This is a genomic window from Xanthomonas sacchari (genome assembly GCF_024266585.1).
In the GTDB taxonomy this organism is placed as follows: Bacteria; Pseudomonadota; Gammaproteobacteria; order Xanthomonadales; family Xanthomonadaceae; genus Xanthomonas_A; species Xanthomonas_A sacchari_C.
This window is the reverse complement of sequence record NZ_CP100647.1, coordinates 2612214-2631648: the sequence shown is the minus strand read 5'-3', so window position 1 is coordinate 2631648 and position 19435 is coordinate 2612214. Positions and strand designations below refer to the sequence as shown.

The following is a 19435-nucleotide window of genomic DNA, read 5'->3' as shown; positions in this document are numbered from 1 at the left end:
AGGTCGATGCGAACCGTCGCTGACCCGCCTAGGCGGGCGGCCACACCGGGGTTCGCACGCCGGCGTCAACGCGAATAATACCTGTGCAGCCGTTCCACGACGATCTCGTCCTGCAGCGACTCCAGCGCCATGATCCGTACCTGCCGGTCGCTCACCGCGAGCACGCGCTCGACGTAGATCTCCGGGCCTGCCTCGGTTTCCTTCATGGACTTGCGGAAACCGTAGGGCATCACCCCCTTCTCTCCGTCCTTGCTGCCACCGATATACAGAACGACCGACATGACGCTTCCTCTACAGGGAATTCGTGGAACTGGCGCGCACCATACACAGCACCATGTGAGGGACTTCTGCACCGAGGTTAATCCTGGCTGTTTGCCCGAACATGACCTCCGCCCCGCCTCACGCGGACTTAACCGGGCCTGCGCGTAAGTCGCACCTTCTTTACGCGTCGGGGGGCGCCATGGATCTCAAGAGCGGTTATCCCTTCTGGTCCGTCCGCAATGGCCTCATGCAGAGTTTTCCGCAGCTGCGCGACGACGTGCGCTGCGATGTCGCCGTCGTCGGCGGCGGTATTACCGGCGCGCTGATCGCCGAGGAACTGAGCACCCACGGGCACGCCGTGACGGTCCTGGAGCAGCGCGACATCGGCTGGGGCAGCACCGCCGCCAGCACCGCTTTGCTGCAGTACGAGATCGACACCCACCTGATCGACCTGGCCAAGCGCTATGGGGAACCCGCCGCCGCCCTCGCGTACGGCGCCTGCGCGCAGGCGCTGGAGCAGCTGCGCGACCTGGTGCGGCCGCTGCGCGATGTCGACTTCGGCTGGAACGACAGCCTGTACTACGCCAGCAAACGCCGGCATGTGCGGGTGCTGCAGGAAGAACTGGAAGTGCGTGCGCGGCACGGCCTGGACGTGGAATGGCTGGACGCGCAGATCCTGGACACCGATTACGGCATCCAGGCGCACGGCGCGATCCTCAGCCACCAGGCGGCGCGGGTGGACCCGTACCGCCTCACCTACCGCCTGCTCGGCCGCGCGTTCCGCCGCGGCGTCGGCGTCTACGACCGCACCCGCATCGCGCGGATCGTGGTCAACGGCCGCGGCGTGACCCTGCACACCGACCACGGCGTGCAGGTGCGCGCCGGCCATGTGGTGATGGCCGCCGGCTACGCCAACCAGCATTGGCTGGACCAGCGCGTGGCGCGCAACCGCAGCAGCTAAGCCTTCGTCAGCGACCCGCTGGACCCGTCCGCGCTCGGCCCACTGCACGACACCATGGTCTGGGAAAGCGCGCGGCCGTATCTGTACCTGCGCAGCACCGGCAATGGCCGCATCGTCGCCGGTGGCGAGGACGACAGCGTCGACGTGCCGGCGCGCCGCGACGCGCGTGTCGACAGCAATGCGCGCACGCTGTCGCGCAAGATCGCCAAGGTGATCTCCGGGCTCGAGCTGCAGCCGACCTTCGCCTGGGCCGGCACCTTCGCCGAAACCGAGGACGGACTGCCGTTCTTCGGCCCGCACCCGCAGCACGGCCCGCGCGTGCAGTTCGCCATGGCCTACGGCGGCAACGGCATCACCTACAGCATGATCGGCGCCGGCCTGCTGCGCGCGCAGATCGAGCGGCATGCGCATCCGCTCAAGCGCCTGTTCGGTTTCGCTCGGCTCGACTGACGGCACGACCATGGATACACCCGCAGGAGCGGCTTCAGCCGCGACCGGCATTCCGGTAACGCCTGGTCGCGGCTGAAGCCGCTCCTACGCGGCAACCTGGGGCATGGCGAAAGTCAGGTGGCAGGCGCGATGCACTCAGCCACCGCCCGGCCACCAGCCGCGGCCATGCAGCGCATAACGATCGGCGGCGCGTTCCAGCGGATTGCGCACGCTGACCCCGCCGCAGGCCAGGTATACCGGCAGGAACAGCGGCCCCAACAGCATGTACTGCAGCACGTGCGCCCGTTCGTGGTCGCCGAGGCGCACCGCGGGATGCCGGCAGCGACCGGCGGCGTGCTCGTAGGTGGCGCAGGCCACGTCCAGATCGTCGGCGCTGAGCAGGATCACGTTGCCCAGGGTCATTGCCCCGCGTGGCCGCAACGGCACCCGTTCGAACACCAGCGCCAGCTCGCGGCGACTGAAGCGCGGGCGCGCGCCGAAAGCCAGCGCGAGCGTGCCGGCGAGCACACCCAGCAAGGTGTTGGGCAAGGTCCACAGAACCCCGGCGGCGATGCCGGCACGGCGCCAGGCCAGCGGCAGCGGCCGCGTCAGTCGGCCTCGTTGGGAATCAGCAGCCACAGGATCAGGTAGACCAGGATGCCGGGGAACGCGGCCGAGACGATCGACCCGACCACGTACAGTACCCGCAGCACGGTCGGATTCCAGCCGAAACGGTGGGCGATGCCGCCCATCACGCCCGCGATCATGCGGTCGTTCAACGAGCGCGACAGCGAGCGGGGTTGCGACATGGCGAAAGCTCCAGCAACGGCGGCGATCCACTCTACCCGCAGCGGTGCGGGCGCCGCGTGAGGGCATGAGGCGCTCGGTGCTCAGTGCCCGCCATCGCGCTCGGCCAGCCATTGGTGCAGCGCCGCCGGCACTTCGCGCTGGGCGCGGCCGGAGACATAGATGCCGATGTGGCCACCGCGGAAACTCAGTTCGGCGTAGTCGCGGCTGCCGACCACGCCGCGCAGCGCCCGCGAGGCGTCCGGCGGCACCAGATGGTCGTGCTCGGCGTAGACGTTGAGCACCGGCATGGTGACCTGGCCCAGGTCCACCGCGTGTGCGCCGATGCGCGCGCGGCCATGCATCAGCGCGTTGTCCTGGTAGAACTGCTTGACGAACTCGCGGAAGGTCTCGCCGGCCAGGTCCGGCGAATCGAAGATCCATTTCTCCATGCGCAGGAAGTCCTCCAGCGCCCGCGGATCGTCGAGGATGTCGAGCAGGCCGACGTATTTCTGCAGGTTCAGGCGGAACGGCTTGAGCATCAGGTAGCTGATGTTCATCAGGTCCGCCGGCACGTTGCCCAGCGTGTCCACGAACAGGTCGACGTCGACCTGGCGCGCCCAGTTGGAAAGCATGTTGTCCGGCGTGTGGAAATCCACCGGCGTGACCATGGTGATCAGGTTGCGCACCTTCTCCGGCTGCAGCGCCGCGTAGCACAGCGAGAAGGTGCCGCCCTGGCAGATGCCCAGCAGGTTGATCGGCGCACCGTCGCCGGCGGCGCGCAGGTGGTCCACCGCGCCGTCGATGTAGCGCAGCAGATAGTCTTCCAGGGTCAGGTAGCGCTCGGAGCGGTCCGGGTAGCCCCAGTCCAGCACGTAGACGTCCTCGCCCAGCGCCAGCAGGCCCTGCACCAGCGAGCGGTCGGCCTGCAGGTCGACCATGTACGGGCGGTTGACCAGCGCATAGACGATCAGCAGCGGCACCTTGCCGCTGGGCGGGCGTTCGCCGACGAAGCGGTACAGCACCACCTTGCCGTCGCGCCACACTTCCTGGCGCGCGGTGGCGCCGTAGTCCACCGCGTCCAGGCCCGGCAGCACGCGCAGGCCTTCGAGCAGCTTGCGCTGCAGCTCCAGGGTTTCCTGGACCAGATCGTCGCTGCTGAAACTCAACGGCCCTTTCATGCGCGGCTCCGGCGCGCGGCGGGCGTGGTCGCGGCCCGCCGCGGCTTGGTGGCGGAGGCAGCCTTCGCTGGCTTGGCGGCGTTCGATCTGGATTTGGAGTTGGATTCGGGCACGACGGTTGCCGCCCTCGACGCAGCGGGCTTGGCCGCGGTCTTCCTGGCGCCTTTCTGCGGCGCGGCCGGGGCCGCGGCAGCAGGCGAAGGCGCACCCGCGGTAGGCGCGCCCTGCCCTTCGCCGCGCTCCAGCCGGCGCAGCCGCCGTTCCAGGTCGGCGATACGCCGATGCGCGGCATCCAGCTCGGTGCGCGTGGGCAGGCCCACCTGCTCGCAGACCTGCTCGGTCTCGCGCTGCAGCAAGGCGCGCAGGCGCATCTGCGCGTTGGCGACGTCGGCGTAGACCTGGCGGAACTCCGGCGACAGCGCGGCCGCCGCATAGGCCTCCTCGGCCGCGTCGATCCACAGATCGAACATCGCCCGCGCATTGGTCAGCTGCCGGCCCGGTTCCTCATGTTCGCGCAGCTTTTCCTCGAACAGGCCGAAGGCCCGGTCGATGGCGCCCTGCAACAGCGCCATATAAGCCTGCAACTGCGCCTGGTAGTCCTGCTGTGCCTTGGCCAGCGCCTGCCAGCGCGCCTGGTGGTTGCGTGCCGGGCCGAACCCGGGCATCTGCAGCCATGGCCCGCTGTCGCGCTGCAGGCCCTGCAGCCACTGCGCGGCCTGCTGCAACCACGGGTCGATCCCGCCCTGGCCGGTGCCGCGCACCGCGCCCAGCAGCCACTGCAGCAGCTGCTCGCGCTGGCCCTGTACCTGCTGTTTCCAGGCCTCGGCGACATCGGCGCTGCTGGCGTCGCGGCCGGCGAACTGCGCCGCCACCTGCTGCATCGCGCCAAGCCAGTCGCCGGCCTGCTGCTGGAACCGCGCCACCGCGTCCTCGGCCTGCGGCGCGCTGCCGCGCGGCAGCCACTGGCTCCAGGCCGCGATCGCCTCGCGCCAGGAGCCGGCGCCATCGCTCGCCGAGGCCGCCGGTGCCGGTGCGCCCTGGCGCAGCGCGGCGTTCCAGGCCTCCCAGTACTGCCGCGTCATCGCCTCGAAATCGCCGGCGCCACCGCCGCCGCTAGCCTTCATCGCCACTCTCCCGAACTGGCCTGCGATGATAGCAACCCACCGCGATCAGGGCTTGGGAATGCGCAGCGTCTTGCTGATCATCAACGAGCCGGACAGCGCGAACAGCAGCGCCAGCGGGTGCAGCAGCCACGGCCCCAGCCGCCACTCGCCCCACCACAACGCATCGCCGATATGGCCCAGGTGCGCGGCGATCGCCAGCACGATGACCAGGCCCAGGCTGCTCGGGATCGGCGTGCCCTCGAAGTACGGCACCTTGTCGCCGTCGCCGGCCAGTTGCTCGGCGGTGACGTTGTAGCGCGCCAGGCGGCTGACCCCGCAGCAGACGAAGAAGCTCAGCACCAGCCAGTCCCAGCCGCCCTGCATGCCGCAGGCATAGGCCAGCGCGGCCGGGGCGACACCGAAGGAGATCACGTCGGCCAGCGAATCCAGTTCGCGGCCCAGGGTCGAGGACGACTTGCGCCAGCGCGCCACCCGCCCGTCCAGCGCGTCGAACACGAACGCCAGCGGGATCAGCGCCATGCCGAACAGCAGGTCGCTGCGGCGGCCGTCCTGCAGGAAGCGCATCGCCGCGAACACCGCGCCGGTGCCACAGAAGGCATTGGCCAGGGTGAACCAGTCGGCCAGCTGGAACTCGCGCAGCATGGAAAAGTGGCGTTTCATCGGCATAACCTGGCGGATCCGGCGTGAGCGGCGAGCGACGGCACAGGGTAGCGTGGCGCCGCCGCACTGGCGAGCGGCGCCGCTGGCTGCTGGGCGTCGCGGCCCGCTGCTACGCTGGCGCTCTCCACTTCCGCGCAGGTATTGCCCATGCAGACCGTCCTGATCACCGGTGCCGCCAGCGGCATCGGCGCCGGCATCGCCCACGAACTGGCCGCCGGCGGCCGCCACATCGTCGTCAGCGACCTCGACCTGGACGCCGCCGAGGCAGTCGCCGCGCAGCTGCGCCAGGCCGGCGGCGCGGCCGAGGCGGTGGCACTGGACGTGGCCAGCGCCGACAGCATCCAGGCCGCGCTGGCGGCGCTGAGCCGGCCGGTGGATGTGCTGGTCAACAACGCCGGGCTGCAGCACGTGGCGCCGCTGCAGGAGTTCCCGATGGAGCGGTGGAGCCTGCTGGTGGAGGTGATGCTGACCGGCGTGGCGCGGCTGACCCAGGCGGTGCTGCCGGGCATGCGCGCACGCGGCTTCGGCCGCATCGTCAACATCGGCAGCATCCACTCGCTGGTCGCCAGCCCGTACAAGAGCGCCTACGTCGCCGCCAAGCACGGCCTGGTCGGCTTCTCCAAGGTGATCGCGCTGGAGACCGCCGACACCGACATCACCATCAATACGCTCTGCCCCAGCTACGTGAAGACGCCGCTGGTGGACAAGCAGATCGCCGACCAGGCGCGCACCCGCGGCATTTCCGAAGCCGACGTGATCGCCCAGGTGATGCTCAAGCCGATGCCCAAGGGCGTGTTCATCGCCTACGACGAGCTGGCCGGCTGTGTGGCGTTCCTGGCCTCGCCGGCAGCGCGCAACATCACCGCGCAGACCATCGCGATCGACGGCGGCTGGACCGCCCAATAGCGCCGCGGCAACCGTGCGCCTGCCGGCGTTGGCGATTTTTTCGCCAGTGCCGGCGCAGCCCTTGCGCCGCAACGCGGCGGCGCGCTTATCCACAGGGTTTGGGAAATTCCATCCACATCGGCTGTGGAGAACTGCGCGGGCAGCTGGCGAATTTTTCGCCACCGCGAACATCCGCCCAGCGATTTCAGCGACTTGGCGCAGTTGCCCACATGCTTGTGCAGGATCCATCCACAGCCGGTGTGGACAAGCGCCGCGGGTGGCGGCGCTGCCGGCCTAGACCCGCGAATAGCGCCAGGACAGCATGCGTCCGTCGCGGTACGGCATGACCCCATGAAACGGGCGCGGGTCGCCGTCGAACACCAGCGGCAGGAAGTGGCGATCGCCCTCCCACAGCGGCAGCGTGTCCATCTGCGCGATCGGCACCCAGGCCAGCGTGCCCTCGGCGTTCTCGGCGAAGGGCTCGCCGTCGTAGGCCTCGATCAGGAACACGAAGCCCAGCCAGTCCTCGCCGTGCTTGCCGAACCCCGGCCAGCTGATGGTGCCGCGCAACTGCAGCGCCTCGCAGGTGATGCCCGCCTCTTCCAGGATCTCGCGGCGCATGCCGGCCAGCACGTCCTCGTCCGCCTCGACCTTGCCACCCAGGCCGTTGTACTTGCCCAGGTGATGGTCGCCGGGACGCGCATTGCGGTGGACCAGCAGGACCTGGGTGCGGTCGGGCGAGAGCACGTAGCCCAAGGTGGCGACGATGGGGGTGTAAGGCATGCGGCGGCGGCAGATGGCGAGGGGCGCGCAGTATGCCGCATCCGCGCTGCGGCCCGGGCACGCGTGTGGCGGGACAGCCGCTTAGACCGCCGGCGTAGCGGCGTCGTGCGGCACGCGTGGCAGCGGCGGCGCCGGCCGCAGCGTGGCCACGCCGTGACCGCGCTCGGCCAGGTATTCCAGCCACTTGCCGAGGAAGGTGTTCATGCGCATGCGGTGGCTGATCAGTTCCGCCGGCGGCGGGTACAGCCCCATCACGTCCTGCCAGCGGCGGCCGACATAGCAGTGCGTGGTCTCGGCCTGGCGCGCGTCCAGGTACAGGCGCACGTAGGCCGACGGATCCGGCTCGCCGGTCAGCGGGTCGCACAGGTCGTAGGTCAGGCGCAGTTCGACGGTGTAGCGGTGGCGCTCGATCACGTCCAGGCGCAGGTCCAGGCCATCGCCGATGCTGGACACGTAGCTGCCGGCCGCCAGGTCGGCCGGCACGAACAAGCGGTTCAGGTGCAGGTAGTTCTCGGCGTACAGCCCCATCAACCAGCCGAAACGGCTGAGTCGGGGGATGCGTTCGCTGCGGGTCAGGGCGTGCTGCATGGACCGATCCTACACGCTGGATCGCGCCGGCGGCAGCATTGACGGATCGGCGCCGTGGGCCTACCGTGGAGATCCATGCGACGACGTGCGGAAATGCCGTTTTCGCCAGGAACGGCCCCGCCCGTCGCCCTGCCCGCTCAGAACATTTCGCGCTGCAGTCCCAGCGTCGCCAGCACCTTGCTGGAAATCTCCTCGATCGAGGTGTGCGTGGTGCTCAAGGTCGGAATCCGTTCCATGCGGAACATGGTTTCGGCCGCCGCCACTTCGCGCCGGCAGGTCTCCGCATTGGAATAACGCGAATTCGGCCGCCGCTCCTGGCGGATCTGCTGCAGCCGCTCCGGATCGATGGTCAGCCCGAACAGCTTGTTGCGGTAGGGGCGCAGCCGCGGCGGCAGCCTATCGTTCTCCAGGTCCTCGTCGGTCAACGGATAGTTGGCCGCACGCACGCCGTAATGCAGCGCCAGGTAGATGCAGGTCGGGGTCTTGCCCGCGCGCGAGACCGCCACCAGGATCACGTCGGCCTCGTCGTAGGTGAGCGCGATGCCGTCGTCGTGCGCCAACGCGAAGTTCATCGCGTTGATGCGACGGTGATAGGTCTCGAAATCCACCAGACCGTGCGCCTGTCCCACCCGCGAGTGCCGCGGCGCGTTCAGTTCGCGCTCCAGCGGCTCGATGAAGGGCGCGAACACGTCGAGCATCAGCGCCCCGCTTTCGGCCAGCAGCATGCTCAGCTGCGGATCGACGCAGGAGTTGACCACGATCGGCCGGACCTGATAGCGCTCGCCCGCGGCATGGATGCGCTGCGCGGCGTCGCGGGCTTTTTCCGGATCGTCGACGAAGGACATGCGGTCGGTGACGAAGCTGAAACCGCTGAACTGGGTGAGCAGGCTATGCCCAATGGTTTCAGCGGTGATACCGGTTCCATCGGACACGTAGAACACCGGTCTGATCGTCGACATTGCCTGCATTCTCCTGGCTGAAACCCAACGGATGCGCCCGCTTCGCTTGTGCCCGCTCGGGTGCGCACTGCATCATATCGGCTTCTTCCCTCACGGACGCGGCCATTCAGCCCGCCTCGGGCGATGGCCTAACGGAGCATCGCGCTTGAACGAGAACATCCTGTGGTTGCATGAGCTGCGCCTGGCCGACCTGGCCCGCGTCGGTGGCAAGAATTCCTCCCTCGGCGAAATGATCGGCAACCTGGCGGGCCTCGGCGTCTCCGTGCCGGGCGGCTTCGCCACCACCGCCGAGGCGTTCAAGGCCTTCGTCGCCCACAACGATCTGTACCAGCGCATCTTCGACAAGCTGGCCACGCTGGACGTGGAAGACGTGGGCGCGCTCACCGCCGCCGGCAAGGAGATCCGCGGCTGGGTGATCGACGCGCCGCTGCAGCCGGAGCTGGACCAGGCGATCCGCCAGGCCTATGCGCAACTGTGCGACGAGAACGGCGGCGGCCACGTGGCCGTGGCGGTGCGCTCCTCGGCCACCGCCGAAGACCTGCCCGACGCCAGCTTCGCCGGCCAGCAGGAGACCTTCCTCAACGTGACCGGCGCCGACGACGTGGTGCACAAGGTCAAGGAAGTCTTCGCCAGCCTCTACAACGACCGTGCCATCGCCTACCGCGTGCACCACGGCTTCAAGCACGAGGACGTGTTCCTCTCGGCCGGCGTGCAGTTGATGGTGCGCTCCGGCGTCGGCGCCTCCGGCGTGCTGTTCACCCTGGACACCGAGTCCGGCTTCCGCGACGTGGTGTTCGTTACCTCGAGCTTCGGCCTCGGCGAGATGGTCGTGCAGGGCGCGGTCAATCCCGACGAGTTCTACGTCTACAAGCCCACCCTGAAGGCCGGCAAGCCGGCGATCCTGCGCCGATCGCTGGGCAGCAAGCTGATCCGCATGGTGTATTCGGACGTGCCCGGCGAGCGCGTGCGCATCGAGGACACGCCGGCCGAGCTGCGCAACACCTTCTCGATCAACGACGAGGACGTGCAGGAACTGGCCAAGCAGGCGCTGGTGATCGAGCAGCACTACCAGCGGCCGATGGACATCGAGTGGGCGAAGGACGGCGTCAGCGGCAAGCTGTTCATCGTGCAGGCGCGCCCGGAGACGGTGAAGTCGCGCGGCCATGCCACCCAGATCGAACGCTTCGCGCTGCAGCAGCGCGGCGAGGTGATCGCCGAAGGCCGTGCCATCGGCCAGAAGATCGGCGCCGGCGTCGCCCGCGTGGTGCGCAGCCTGGAGGACATGAACCGGGTGCAGCCCGGCGACGTGCTGGTCGCGGACATGACCGATCCCGATTGGGAGCCGGTGATGAAGCGCGCCTCGGCGATCGTCACCAACCGCGGCGGCCGCACCTGCCACGCGGCGATCATCGCCCGCGAGCTGGGCGTACCGGCAGTGGTCGGCACCGGCAACGCGATGGAACTGGTCGAGGACGGCAAGGAAGTGACGGTCAGTTGCGCCGAAGGCGATACCGGCTACATCTATGGCGAGCGCCTGCCGTTCGAGCGCACCACCACGGACCTGGGCAACATGCCGCCGGCGCCGCTGAAGATCATGATGAACGTGGCCAACCCGGAGCGGGCGTTCGACTTCGGCCAGTTGCCCAACGCCGGCATCGGCCTGGCGCGTCTGGAGATGATCATCGCCGCGCACATCGGCATCCATCCCAATGCGCTGCTGGAGTACGCCAAGCAGGACGCCGCGACCAAGAAGAAGATCGACGAGAAGATCGCCGGCTACGCCGACCCGGTGAGCTTCTATGTCAACCGCCTGGCCGAAGGCATCGCCACGCTGACCGCATCGGTGGCGCCGCATCCGGTGATCGTGCGCCTGTCGGACTTCAAGTCCAACGAGTACGCCAACCTGATCGGCGGCAGCAACTACGAACCGCACGAAGAGAACCCGATGATCGGCTTCCGTGGCGCCAGCCGCTACGTCGATCCGAGCTTCGCCGCCGCGTTCGCGCTGGAATGCAAGGCCGTGCTGAAGGTCCGCAACGAGATGGGCCTGGACAACATGTGGGTCATGATCCCGTTCGTGCGCACCCTCGAGGAAGGCCGCAAGGTCGTCGAGGTGCTGGCCAGCAACGGCCTGCGCCAGGGCGAGAACGGCCTGAAGATCATCATGATGTGCGAGGTGCCGTCGAACGCGCTGCTCGCCGAGGAATTCCTCGAGATCTTCGACGGCTTCTCGATCGGCTCCAACGACCTGACCCAGCTCACCCTGGGCCTGGACCGTGACTCCTCGATCGTGGCGCACCTGTTCGACGAGCGCAATCCGGCGGTCAAGAAGATGCTGTCGATGGCGATCAAGGCCGCGCGCGCCAAGGGCAAGTACGTGGGCATCTGCGGACAGGGTCCGTCGGACCACCCAGACCTGGCCGAGTGGCTGATGCAGGAAGGCATTGAGTCGGTGTCGCTGAACCCCGACACCGTGGTCGACACCTGGCTGCGCCTGGCCAAGCTGAAGAGCCAGGGGTGATGCCGATGCAGTCGTGGCTGACGGCACTGACGGCGGCCACCACGGCCGCCGCCCCGGCGGCGCCGGCCACGCGCTCGCTCGACTGGCGGACGCTGGACTGGACGCAGTACGCGCTCAACTGGGGCGTGGCGATCCTGATCCTGGTGGTCGGGATGTGGATCGCCAAGCGCCTGAGCCTGTGGCTGCAGCGCGCCCTGCTGCGCGCGCGGGTGGAGACCACGCTCAGCAACTTCCTGCGCAACGTCGCCTACGCGTTGATGCTGGTGCTGGTGCTGGTCACCGCGTTGCAGAAGATCGGCGTACCGCCGACTTCGCTGTTCGCCGTGCTCGGCGCCGCCGGCCTGGCGGTGGGCCTGGCGCTGAAGGACTCGCTGTCCAACATCGCCTCCGGGGTGATGCTGATCGTGCTGCGGCCGATGCGCGACGGCGACCACGTGGTGGTGGCCGGCCAGGAAGGCGTGGTCGACGAGATCCGGATCTTCCAGACCCGCATCCGCACCTTCGACGAGCGCATGGTGACGCTGCCCAACAGCACCATCACCACCGCGCCGATCGTCAACTACAGCACCCTGCCCAACCGGCGCCTGGAGATCACCGTCGGCGTCGGCTACGGCGACGACCTGAAGAAGGCGCAGGAGCTGTTGCTGCAGATCGCCCAGGACAATCCGAACATCCTGAAGACGCCCGCCCCGTTCGTGCAGGTGACCAACCTGGGCGAGAGCACGGTGGACCTGATGCTGTTCGGCTACGCCAAGAATGGCGATTTCGGCGCGGCCAAGAGCAGCACGCTGGAACAGATCCGCAACCAGTTGCTGGAGAACGGGCTCAGCATTCCGTACCCGCAGCGCGACCTGCACGTGTACCACCACGATGCCGACGGCCGTCCGATCGCAGAACTGCTGACGAAGGGCGTCACCGACGACGGCGAGACCAAGCCGGGACCGCCGCTGGCGCGCTGAGCGGCGGCATCCCCTTTTCCGTGTTCCCTGCATCCGCCCGACGCGCGTCGAGCGGCGTGTCGCATGCGCCCGCAGGCGTCCGGGTCGAGGATCAGCCCTCGCCCTGCCCGCCCAGCCTGCCCATGAACGGGCGGTAGTAGCGCAGCTCGTCGATGGAGTCGTGCACGTCGCTGAGCGCGGTGTGCGAGGAGGCCTTGGTCAGGCCGGCCGACACCGTCGGCGCCCAGCGCCGCGCCAGTTCCTTCAGCGTCGACACGTCCAGGTTGCGGTAGTGGAAGAAGCGCTCCAGCCGCGGCATCTGCCGATGCAGGAAGCGCCGGTCCTGGCAGATCGAGTTGCCGCACATCGGCGAGGTGCCGGGCTTGCACCACTGGGTCAGGAACGCCATGGTCTCGGCCTCGGCCTGGGCCAGGGTGACCTTGCTGTCGAGCACGCGCTGCCACAGGCCGGAATGGCGGTGCTGGTTGCGGTTCCACTCGTCCATCGCCTCCAGCGTCTGCAGCGGATGGGCGATGGCGAACTCCGGGCCTTCGGCCAGCACGTTGAGCTGGGCGTCGGTCACCACCGTGGCGATTTCGATGATCGAATCGCGATCGGTATCCAAGCCGGTCATTTCCAGATCGATCCAGATCAGCCGATCGTTCGCCACGTGCGCTTGCGCCATATCACCGTCCTGTCGTTCGCGGCGGCGAGGCCGGCGCGGAAGTGTCGTATCAGCCTTCAATGATACCGTGCGGCCTGCGCGATCGGCAGGGGCGCGATGCCTCAACCGCCGAGCAGCGGCTTGCCGCGCTTGGCGCGGAAGTAGTTGGTCAGGCGCAAGCTGGCCTCCGCCGCCAGCACGCCGCCGCGGACCTGCACGCGATGGTTGTGGCGCGGGTCGGCGAGCAGGTCGAACACGCTGCCGCAGGCGCCGGTCTTGGGATCGGTGGCGGCGTAGACCAGCTCCGCCACCCGCGCATGCACTACCGCCATCGCGCACATCGCGCATGGCTCCAGGGTCACGTACAGGCGGCTGCCGACCAGGCGGTGGTTGCCGAGCCGGCGGCCGGCCTGGCGCAGCGCGACGATCTCGGCGTGCGCGCTGGGATCGTGCTCGGCGATGTTGAGGTTCCAGCCCTCGCCCAGCACCTCATCGTCGGCCGAGACCAGCACCGCGCCGACCGGGATCTCGTCGAACTCGCGCTCGGCGCGCTCGGCCAGGGCCAGCGCGTGGCGCATCCAGTGCTCGTCGCGCGCCCGTTGCGCGTCGTCGCCGACGCTCATCGCGCCGCGCCGTGCTTGCGCACGAACTCGGCGAACACCGTCAGCGTCGCTTCGCTGACGTGGTGTTCGATGCCCTCGGCATCGCGGCGCGCGGTATCCGCGTCGATGCCCAGGGCCAGCAGGAACTGCTCCACCGTCTGGTGGCGCTGCCGGCTGGCCGCGGCCAGCGCCTCGCCCTCGGCGGTCAGGAACACCCCGCGATACGGACGCTGCACCACCCAGCCGCCCTTGACCAGGCGCTTGAGCATCTTGGCCACGGTCGGCTGGGCCACGCCCAGGCGCGCGGCGATATCCACCTGCCGCGCTTCGCCGCCGTCGGCGAGCAGGTCGGAAATCAGCTCCACGTAATCCTCGATCAGCTCCAGGCGGTGCGCCTCGCGCACCTGGCGGAAGCTTTCGACCTGCACCTCGGCGTCGAGCAGCACCGCCTGCGGCGCCATCGACTTCCCGCTTTTCTGCATCGCAACGCCCTTGTCCGCTGCCGGCGCCCCGCCGGCCACCTGCCTATTCTGGCCGAAATCCTGGCTATCGCAGCGATTTGAATTGCCAATGCTAATCCATATAGCACCTGCTATATACTCGTTCGCACCCCGCCCACCCCGTCGCCGCCATGGCCGTTCCCCTGCCCCTTCCCCAATCCGCCGACGCCCAGGCCAGTCGTGGCGAGGCCCGGCCCAGCCTGGGCGCCATGCACGCCAGCGTCGCCGTGCCGCGCGGCGGCCTGGGCTGGCGCCGCTTCCTGGCCTTCCTCGGGCCTGGCTACATGGTCTCGGTCGGCTACATGGACCCCGGCAACTGGGCGACCGACATCGCCGGCGGCTCGCACTTCGGCTACCTGCTGCTGTCGGTGATCCTGCTCTCCAACCTGATGGCGATCGTGCTGCAGGGCCTGGCCGCGCGCCTGGGCATCGCCACCGGCCTCGACCTGGCCCAGGCCTGCCGCGCGCACTACTCCAAGCCGGTGAACCTGCTGCTGTGGCTGGCCTGCGAGGCGGCGATCGTCGCCTGCGACCTGGCCGAGGTGATCGGCACCGCGATCGCGCTGAAGCTGCTGTTCGGCATCCCGCTGACCGCCGGCGCGATCATCACCTCGATCGACGCGCTGCTGGTGCTGTACCTGATGCGCCGCGGCTTCCGTGCGCTGGAGGCGTTCGTGATCGCCCTGCTGACGGTGATCTTCGTCTGCTTCCTGGTGCAGATCGTGCTGGCCGCGCCGCCGCTGCGCGAGGTGCTGGCCGGCTTCATCCCGCGCACGCAGGTGGTGACCGACCCGGCCGCGCTGTACCTGGCGATCGGCATCATCGGCGCGACGGTGATGCCGCACAACCTGTACCTGCACTCTTCGATCGTGCAGACCCGCGCCTACGAACGCACCGACCAGGGCCGTCGTTCGGCGCTGCGTTGGGCGCTGGCCGACAGCACCATCGCGCTGAGCCTGGCGCTGTTCGTCAACGCCGCGATCCTGATCCTGGCCGCCGCGGTGTTCCATGCCCACGGCCGCACCGACGTGCAGGAGATCGAGCAGGCCCACGAACTGCTGGCGCCGATGCTCGGCGTCGGCCTGGCCTCCACCCTGTTCGCGGTGGCGCTGCTGGCCTCCGGCATCAACTCCACCGTCACCGCCACCCTGGCCGGGCAGATCGTGATGGAAGGCTTCCTGCACCTGCGCCTGCCGTCGTGGGCGCGGCGCCTGCTGACCCGCGGCCTGGCGATCATCCCCGTGGTCGCGGTGACTTCGCTGTATGGCGAACAGGGCACTGCCAAGCTGCTGGTGCTGAGCCAGGTGGTGCTGTCGATGCAGTTGCCGTTCGCGGTGATCCCGCTGGTGCGCTTCGTCACCGACAAGCGCCGCATGGGCCCGTTGGTGGTGCGTCGCGGGCTGGCCTGGCTGGCCTGGGCGATCGCCGCGCTGATCGTGGTGCTGAACCTGAAGCTGCTGGCGGATACCTTGCTGCACTGAGCGCTGCGCAGCCGCAGCGCGCCGGGTGCGCGCGCCTGCCGAGCCTGGCCCGCGTTCCGGCACCGGTGCATTCAAGGCACATCGGGCGGGTTGCCGGGTAAAGCTGCGAGCATTGGCGTGCTGCCCGGCCATGTGCGCCGCCTCCCGCTCATGTCTTGGCCGACGTATCGAACAAGGCCGTGTAGCGCCGCTGCATCTCCTGCGACGTCACCGACTCGATCGCGTGGCCGATCAGCCAGCGGTGACCGAAGGGATCGCGCACCGTGCCGGAGCGTTCGCCGTAGAAGTGGTCCTGCATCCCGCGCTCGAGCGTGCCGCCGGCGGCGACCGCGCGGGCGACCAGCGCGTCGGCATCATCCACATGCAGGTGCAGCGTCACCGGCGTGGCGCCGAGATGTTCGGGGCTGCGCACGCCCATGTCCGGATATTCTTCCGACAGCATCAACGTGTGGCCGTCGAGATCCACCTCGGCATGGCCGACGCGCCCGTCCGGCTCGGTCAGGCGGAACAGTTCGCGCGCGCCGAATGCACGCGCGTAGAAGTCCATCGCCGCGGCGGCATCGCGCACGCACAGGTAGGCATAGAGTTCGTGGATCGCCATGACAGGTCCTTGTGTGGAGTGCATGCCCATTGTGGAACCCTGCGCATGCGGCGTCTTGCAGGAAATTGACCTGCGCCGCGCTCAGCGCGGCACGTGCCGTGGCGCGGCCGGGTCGGCCATGCGACGCCAGGCGGACGGCGCGACACCGGCCACGCTGCGGAAGGTATTGGCCAGATGCGCCTGATCGGCGAAGCCGCTGGCGGCCGCGATCTCGGCCCAGCCCAGCGATCGGTCGCAGGCCAGTTCCAGCGCATGCGAGAAGCGCTGCAGCCGCAGCCATGCGTTCGGTGCCAGGCCGGTCGCCTGCCGGAACAGGGCGATGCAGTGCCGATGGCTGAGCCACCATGGTCTCCACGCGCAGCCCCGGCTGCCAGGCGCGCAGAAGCATGGGCGCCAGCGCCGGATGCAGCAGCGGCGGCCGGCCACCGGCACGCGCGATCAACCACTGCTCGAATGCCGCCAGTCGCGCCGGCGCGTCGGCGCCTGCATGCAGCCGCTCCAGCAGCGCGTCGACCTCGCCGGCGGACAGCAGCAGTTCCAGCGGCGTGTGGTGCCCGGCCAGCGCCGATTCCGGCACGCCGAGCAGCACGCCCGTGGCGCCGGGACGCAGCATCGCACCGACCGAGACCGCGGGCTGTGCGACATCGCGCACGTGGTACGCCATGCGGACGCCCCCCACCACCGCATGGCCCAGGCAATGCCCGCGCAGGTCGGCCGCGTGGTCGAACACCCGCAACGGCGCGCCGCCGATGCGCACGGCAAGATGCGTGGCGCCGGTCGGCAGCACATGCTCGCGCGCGTGCGGCCGCACGGCCGCCGCCGCCGGCGCGGGATCGTGCGCCCACACCGACGTCACCAGGCCGCGCAATGCGGGAACGGGAGGCCGATGCACGGAAGCCATGGCCCGATGCTACGCCTCCCCCTGCCCTGTCGATAGACGCCTCGGCGCCGTCTTCAACCCGGTGACCGGAGGACTGCCGTGCGCGCTCGGCCACGCCCTCGCCGGCATCGATCCGGTGCGACGATGACGGAACATCGAGGACGCTCTTCGGCATGACATGCACGGCGTGCCCGGGACGGCCTAGTCGAATCCGTTGTGGCAGGACGCCAGCATTGCTGAAGCCCCTCGGCGCTTGGCGGTCGCTGTCCTGCGTCGAGTATCGCCTGGCCGTGCAGCGCCGACGCGGCCGCGCTCGCATGGCGCGGCATCGAAGCAGACAAGCACGTGTCGCTGCATGCGCGAGCGCGAGCGGCAAGCAGGACGCCGTCGGTGCAGCATCGAAATGCTGGAAGTGGCAATGCCGCCGCAGCTGCCGAATCCGGCGCGAGACGAACGATCGCGCTAGGGTGCATCCACCCACCGCTTGCGACACACCGCACACGGCTGTCTACAACAGCAACTGTCTACCCTCGACACCGATCCGGCTTATACAGTAGCCGCGACACACCACGGATGGCGGGGATGGCCGCGGGAAGAGACATCGCCAGAGGCGTTCTACTCAGCGTTGCCTACTGCGCCACCTTCCTGCTGGCCTGGCGCTGCTCCGTGGACCAGTGGTATCTGCCGGCAGGCGTGCGCGTCGCCAGCCTGCTGTTTTCCCCCGTCCGGCGCTGGCCGTGGTTGATGGTGGGCGATGCCGCCGCGCTGCTGACGCTGCGGATCCCCATGAGCGGCACCTGGGGCGCGAGTGCGGCCTGGGCGTACCTGAGTCCGTTCCTGCTGATGCCGGCCGTGGCGCTGCTGCCGGTCCTGGCGCGTCAGCGCATCCCGGATCTGGCGCGCAACGATCACTGGCTGCTGCCGCTGATCCTGGCGACCGCGCTGTGGAGCACGCTCTGCAACATCGCGATCAACACCGCGCTGGGCGGCCCGGCCGGGCCGGCGCCGCTGGACGTGCTGCTGCGCTACTGGCTCGGCGATTACCTGGGCAGCTTGATGTTCGTGCTGCCGGCGCTGCTGTGGTTGCGCCGCGACGAGCCGATCAGCATGCGCGCCTCGCTGCTGCACGAGGGTCTGGCCTGCATCGCCGCGGTGGTGGCGCTGTCGGCGGCGATCGCCGTCGTCGGCGACGCCGTGCTGCGGCAGGTGCTGATGGTGCTGCTGGTGGTCCCGGCGATCGTGCTGACGCTGCGCCATGGCTGGCGCGGTGCGGCACTCGGCGTGGTCCTGGCGAACGTCGCCGTGGCCTTGTCCATGCCCAAGGTCGTCGCACCGGGCATGCACGATGCCGATGCGTTCGTGGTGCAGATCCTGCTCGCCGCCACGGCCACGGTGATGTTCGCGTTCGGCGCGCGGATCTCCGCCGCCTACCGGCACATGCGCGAGGACGGGCGCCTGCGCGAGCAGGCGCTGGCCTTCGCCCAGGCCGGCTACCTGTCCGCCGAACGTACGTTGCGCCGGCGGGTGGTCGACTACACCGACCTCAGCACGCAGATCAACAAGCTGCGCCGCGACGTGGTGGAGGATCTGCGCGCGCGCGGCCACTACGCCGCCGCCATGCAGATGACCCGCACCGGCATGATCCAGGCGAAGCTGCTGGACGACTACGTCACCGCGCTCTACCCGCTCGGCATCGAAACGCATGGCCTGTACCACACCCTGCGCGCGTCGAGCTTCGGCAACCTCTGCGCCACCGAGTTCCGCTGCAGCCTGCAGGGCGATCCGCGGCGCCTGTCGCTGGGCCTGCAACTGGTGGCGTATCGCTGCATTCTCGACGCCATCGAGACGCTGCCGGTGGCGCACACCCATCTGTTGCGCGCGCGGGTATGGAGCGCCCGGGGACGGCACGGCATCGCCATCCGCATTACCGCCGATGCCGCCATGCTGAGCGCGTTGCGGCGCCGCCCGGCGGAGCCCGAGCGGGAACTGGCGGTGCGGCTGCAGGCGCATGGCGGCACCTGCCGGCGCCGCCATGCGCTGAGCTTTAGCTTCCTGGTGTCGGAAAGCCGCGCCGCTCGCCTCACTCCACCGCGGTGACCTCCCACGCGTCGCCGCGCGCCTGCGTGCGCACGCGCACCACCACATCCGCGCTCCGATAGACCACGCGGGCCGGCGTCGCAGGCGAGGCCGTCAGCGACACGCGCGCCACGTCGCTGCCCATCGGCAGTACCCATAGCGTCTTGCCGATGCGGCCGACCGCGGCGCGGACCACGCCGTTGGCGTCGTTGATCTGCACGTAGTTCACGCCATCGCGCGAGAACTCGTAGATGCGCCAGGACGCATCGGTGGCCAGATTCAGCGCCCTGGGCACGCTCTCCCCCAGGCCCTTGCCGACGACCCCATGCCCGCCGGAGGGGCAGCACGACTGCGCCTGCGCCTGAAAGGACAGCGCCAGTCCCGCCGCGACCACGATTGCCAAGCCCTTCGCCTTCGTCTTCATTCCATCGTTCCTTTCCCACCCGGGGAGTTCCGCCTGCGTCTCAGGCTGGATCAAGGTACGTGGTCCGGGACGGGAAGCGGTTGACAAACACCATCACGAAGACAACGTGCGGCCGATCGCGGCGATACGGC

At 69.2% G+C, this 19435-nt stretch carries 20 protein-coding genes and 2 pseudogenes; 6 read left to right on the top strand and 16 right to left on the bottom strand.

Annotated features, from left to right (window positions below):
* Positions 1–65: 65 nt before the first annotated feature.
* Positions 66–281 carry a hypothetical protein gene (locus NKJ47_RS10850; RefSeq protein WP_254457928.1) on the bottom strand — a complete coding sequence of 72 codons (216 nt, stop codon included), beginning with the start codon at positions 279–281 and terminating at the stop codon, positions 66–68.
* Positions 282–460: 179 nt separating this feature from the next.
* Between NKJ47_RS10850 and NKJ47_RS10845 the strand changes: the two are divergent.
* Positions 461–1672: pseudogene (locus NKJ47_RS10845) on the top strand (NAD(P)/FAD-dependent oxidoreductase).
* 135 nt (positions 1673–1807) lie between these two features.
* Here NKJ47_RS10845 and NKJ47_RS10840 read toward each other — a convergent pair.
* From NKJ47_RS10840 to NKJ47_RS10820, 5 genes are all read right to left on the bottom strand, one after another.
* Positions 1808–2263 (bottom strand): hypothetical protein, encoded by a 456-nt coding sequence (locus NKJ47_RS10840; RefSeq protein ID WP_254461405.1) that lies wholly within the window; start codon positions 2261–2263, stop codon positions 1808–1810.
* Positions 2260–2460, bottom strand: a complete 201-nt coding sequence (locus tag NKJ47_RS10835) for a PspC domain-containing protein (RefSeq protein WP_254457927.1) — start codon at positions 2458–2460, stop codon at positions 2260–2262. Before NKJ47_RS10835 ends, NKJ47_RS10840 begins: the two co-directional genes overlap by 4 nt.
* Before the next feature lie 81 nt (positions 2461–2541).
* Positions 2542–3618 carry a class III poly(R)-hydroxyalkanoic acid synthase subunit PhaC gene (locus NKJ47_RS10830; RefSeq protein WP_254457926.1) on the bottom strand — a complete coding sequence of 359 codons (1077 nt, stop codon included), beginning with the start codon at positions 3616–3618 and terminating at the stop codon, positions 2542–2544.
* Positions 3615–4742 (bottom strand): class III poly(R)-hydroxyalkanoic acid synthase subunit PhaE, encoded by a 1128-nt coding sequence (phaE, locus tag NKJ47_RS10825; protein ID WP_254457925.1) that lies wholly within the window; start codon positions 4740–4742, stop codon positions 3615–3617. The genes NKJ47_RS10830 and phaE overlap by 4 nt, the downstream gene beginning before the upstream one ends.
* Positions 4743–4787: 45 nt before the next feature.
* Positions 4788–5402 carry a CDP-alcohol phosphatidyltransferase family protein gene (locus NKJ47_RS10820; protein WP_010342962.1) on the bottom strand — a complete coding sequence of 205 codons (615 nt, stop codon included), beginning with the start codon at positions 5400–5402 and terminating at the stop codon, positions 4788–4790.
* 147 nt (positions 5403–5549) lie between these two features.
* On the opposite strand from NKJ47_RS10820, the gene NKJ47_RS10815 reads away from it, so the two are divergent.
* Positions 5550–6308: a 3-hydroxybutyrate dehydrogenase gene (locus NKJ47_RS10815; RefSeq protein ID WP_254457924.1), complete on the top strand. Its 759-nt coding sequence runs from the start codon at positions 5550–5552 to the stop codon at positions 6306–6308.
* A gap of 273 nt (positions 6309–6581) precedes the next feature.
* Here the strand turns inward: NKJ47_RS10815 and NKJ47_RS10810 are convergent, their stop codons facing one another.
* The 3 genes from NKJ47_RS10810 to ppsR form a co-directional block, all read right to left on the bottom strand.
* Positions 6582–7070: an NUDIX hydrolase gene (locus tag NKJ47_RS10810; RefSeq protein WP_254457923.1), complete on the bottom strand. Its 489-nt coding sequence runs from the start codon at positions 7068–7070 to the stop codon at positions 6582–6584.
* Positions 7071–7151: 81 nt separating this feature from the next.
* Complete coding sequence (locus tag NKJ47_RS10805; RefSeq protein ID WP_254457922.1) at positions 7152–7658, bottom strand: DUF1249 domain-containing protein; 507 nt, start codon at positions 7656–7658, stop codon at positions 7152–7154.
* Positions 7659–7795: 137 nt separating this feature from the next.
* Positions 7796–8617 (bottom strand): posphoenolpyruvate synthetase regulatory kinase/phosphorylase PpsR, encoded by an 822-nt coding sequence (gene ppsR, locus NKJ47_RS10800; RefSeq protein ID WP_254457921.1) that lies wholly within the window; start codon positions 8615–8617, stop codon positions 7796–7798.
* Between the two features lie 145 nt (positions 8618–8762).
* Between ppsR and ppsA the strand changes: the two genes are divergently transcribed.
* Complete coding sequence (ppsA, locus tag NKJ47_RS10795) at positions 8763–11138, top strand: phosphoenolpyruvate synthase (protein ID WP_254457920.1); 2376 nt, start codon at positions 8763–8765, stop codon at positions 11136–11138.
* Positions 11139–11143: 5 nt separating this feature from the next.
* A complete protein-coding gene (locus NKJ47_RS10790) occupies positions 11144–12097 on the top strand; it encodes a mechanosensitive ion channel family protein (protein WP_254461404.1) in 954 nt (317 codons plus the stop codon).
* A 91-nt stretch (positions 12098–12188) separates the two neighbouring features.
* Here the strand turns inward: NKJ47_RS10790 and orn are convergent, their stop codons facing one another.
* From orn to mntR, 3 genes are all read right to left on the bottom strand, one after another.
* Positions 12189–12761 carry an oligoribonuclease gene (orn, locus tag NKJ47_RS10785; protein ID WP_254457919.1) on the bottom strand — a complete coding sequence of 191 codons (573 nt, stop codon included), beginning with the start codon at positions 12759–12761 and terminating at the stop codon, positions 12189–12191.
* Positions 12762–12862: 101 nt separating this feature from the next.
* A complete protein-coding gene (tadA, locus tag NKJ47_RS10780; protein ID WP_254457918.1) occupies positions 12863–13363 on the bottom strand; it encodes a tRNA adenosine(34) deaminase TadA in 501 nt (166 codons plus the stop codon).
* Positions 13360–13824, bottom strand: coding sequence for a manganese-binding transcriptional regulator MntR (gene mntR / locus NKJ47_RS10775; RefSeq protein WP_254457917.1), 465 nt, complete (start codon positions 13822–13824; stop codon positions 13360–13362). The genes tadA and mntR overlap by 4 nt, the downstream gene beginning before the upstream one ends.
* A gap of 149 nt (positions 13825–13973) precedes the next feature.
* On the opposite strand from mntR, the gene NKJ47_RS10770 reads away from it, so the two are divergent.
* Complete coding sequence (locus NKJ47_RS10770) at positions 13974–15323, top strand: Nramp family divalent metal transporter (RefSeq protein WP_302329791.1); 1350 nt, start codon at positions 13974–13976, stop codon at positions 15321–15323.
* Between the two features lie 148 nt (positions 15324–15471).
* On the opposite strand, the gene NKJ47_RS10765 is transcribed toward NKJ47_RS10770, so the two are convergent.
* From NKJ47_RS10765 to NKJ47_RS20765, 3 genes and pseudogenes are all read right to left on the bottom strand, one after another.
* Positions 15472–15924 carry a VOC family protein gene (locus NKJ47_RS10765; protein WP_254457916.1) on the bottom strand — a complete coding sequence of 151 codons (453 nt, stop codon included), beginning with the start codon at positions 15922–15924 and terminating at the stop codon, positions 15472–15474.
* Between the two features lie 81 nt (positions 15925–16005).
* Complete coding sequence (locus tag NKJ47_RS10760) at positions 16006–16356, bottom strand: helix-turn-helix domain-containing protein (RefSeq protein WP_254457915.1); 351 nt, start codon at positions 16354–16356, stop codon at positions 16006–16008.
* Positions 16357–16528: 172 nt separating this feature from the next.
* Positions 16529–16825, bottom strand: a pseudogene (locus tag NKJ47_RS20765) (hypothetical protein); the annotation flags it as partial.
* 561 nt (positions 16826–17386) lie between these two features.
* Between NKJ47_RS20765 and NKJ47_RS10750 the strand changes: the two are divergent.
* Positions 17387–18901: an MASE1 domain-containing protein gene (locus tag NKJ47_RS10750; RefSeq protein ID WP_254457913.1), complete on the top strand. Its 1515-nt coding sequence runs from the start codon at positions 17387–17389 to the stop codon at positions 18899–18901.
* On the opposite strand, the gene NKJ47_RS10745 is transcribed toward NKJ47_RS10750, so the two are convergent.
* Positions 18885–19304, bottom strand: a complete 420-nt coding sequence (locus tag NKJ47_RS10745; RefSeq protein ID WP_254457912.1) for a hypothetical protein — start codon at positions 19302–19304, stop codon at positions 18885–18887. The genes NKJ47_RS10750 and NKJ47_RS10745 overlap by 17 nt on opposite strands.
* Positions 19305–19435: the final 131 nt, after the last annotated feature.

Bases quoted from the DNA above. Each gene is read 5' to 3' on its own strand.
- NKJ47_RS10850 (WP_254457928.1), bottom strand. From the start codon at position 281: ATGTCGGTCGTTCTGTATATCGGTGGCAGCAAGGACGGAGAGAAGGGG.
- NKJ47_RS10835 (WP_254457927.1), bottom strand. From the start codon at position 2,460: ATGTCGCAACCCCGCTCGCTGTCGCGCTCGTTGAACGACCGCATGATC.
- NKJ47_RS10830 (WP_254457926.1), bottom strand. From the start codon at position 3,618: ATGAAAGGGCCGTTGAGTTTCAGCAGCGACGATCTGGTCCAGGAAACC.
- phaE (WP_254457925.1), bottom strand. From the start codon at position 4,742: ATGAAGGCTAGCGGCGGCGGTGGCGCCGGCGATTTCGAGGCGATGACG.
- NKJ47_RS10820 (WP_010342962.1), bottom strand. From the start codon at position 5,402: ATGAAACGCCACTTTTCCATGCTGCGCGAGTTCCAGCTGGCCGACTGG.
- NKJ47_RS10815 (WP_254457924.1), top strand. From the start codon at position 5,550: ATGCAGACCGTCCTGATCACCGGTGCCGCCAGCGGCATCGGCGCCGGC.
- NKJ47_RS10810 (WP_254457923.1), bottom strand. From the start codon at position 7,070: ATGCCTTACACCCCCATCGTCGCCACCTTGGGCTACGTGCTCTCGCCC.
- NKJ47_RS10805 (WP_254457922.1), bottom strand. From the start codon at position 7,658: ATGCAGCACGCCCTGACCCGCAGCGAACGCATCCCCCGACTCAGCCGT.
- ppsR (WP_254457921.1), bottom strand. From the start codon at position 8,617: ATGTCGACGATCAGACCGGTGTTCTACGTGTCCGATGGAACCGGTATC.
- NKJ47_RS10790 (WP_254461404.1), top strand. From the start codon at position 11,144: ATGCAGTCGTGGCTGACGGCACTGACGGCGGCCACCACGGCCGCCGCC.
- orn (WP_254457919.1), bottom strand. From the start codon at position 12,761: ATGGCGCAAGCGCACGTGGCGAACGATCGGCTGATCTGGATCGATCTG.
- tadA (WP_254457918.1), bottom strand. From the start codon at position 13,363: ATGAGCGTCGGCGACGACGCGCAACGGGCGCGCGACGAGCACTGGATG.
- mntR (WP_254457917.1), bottom strand. From the start codon at position 13,824: ATGCAGAAAAGCGGGAAGTCGATGGCGCCGCAGGCGGTGCTGCTCGAC.
- NKJ47_RS10770 (WP_302329791.1), top strand. From the start codon at position 13,974: ATGGCCGTTCCCCTGCCCCTTCCCCAATCCGCCGACGCCCAGGCCAGT.
- NKJ47_RS10765 (WP_254457916.1), bottom strand. From the start codon at position 15,924: ATGGCGATCCACGAACTCTATGCCTACCTGTGCGTGCGCGATGCCGCC.
- NKJ47_RS10750 (WP_254457913.1), top strand. From the start codon at position 17,387: ATGGCCGCGGGAAGAGACATCGCCAGAGGCGTTCTACTCAGCGTTGCC.
- NKJ47_RS10745 (WP_254457912.1), bottom strand. From the start codon at position 19,304: ATGAAGACGAAGGCGAAGGGCTTGGCAATCGTGGTCGCGGCGGGACTG.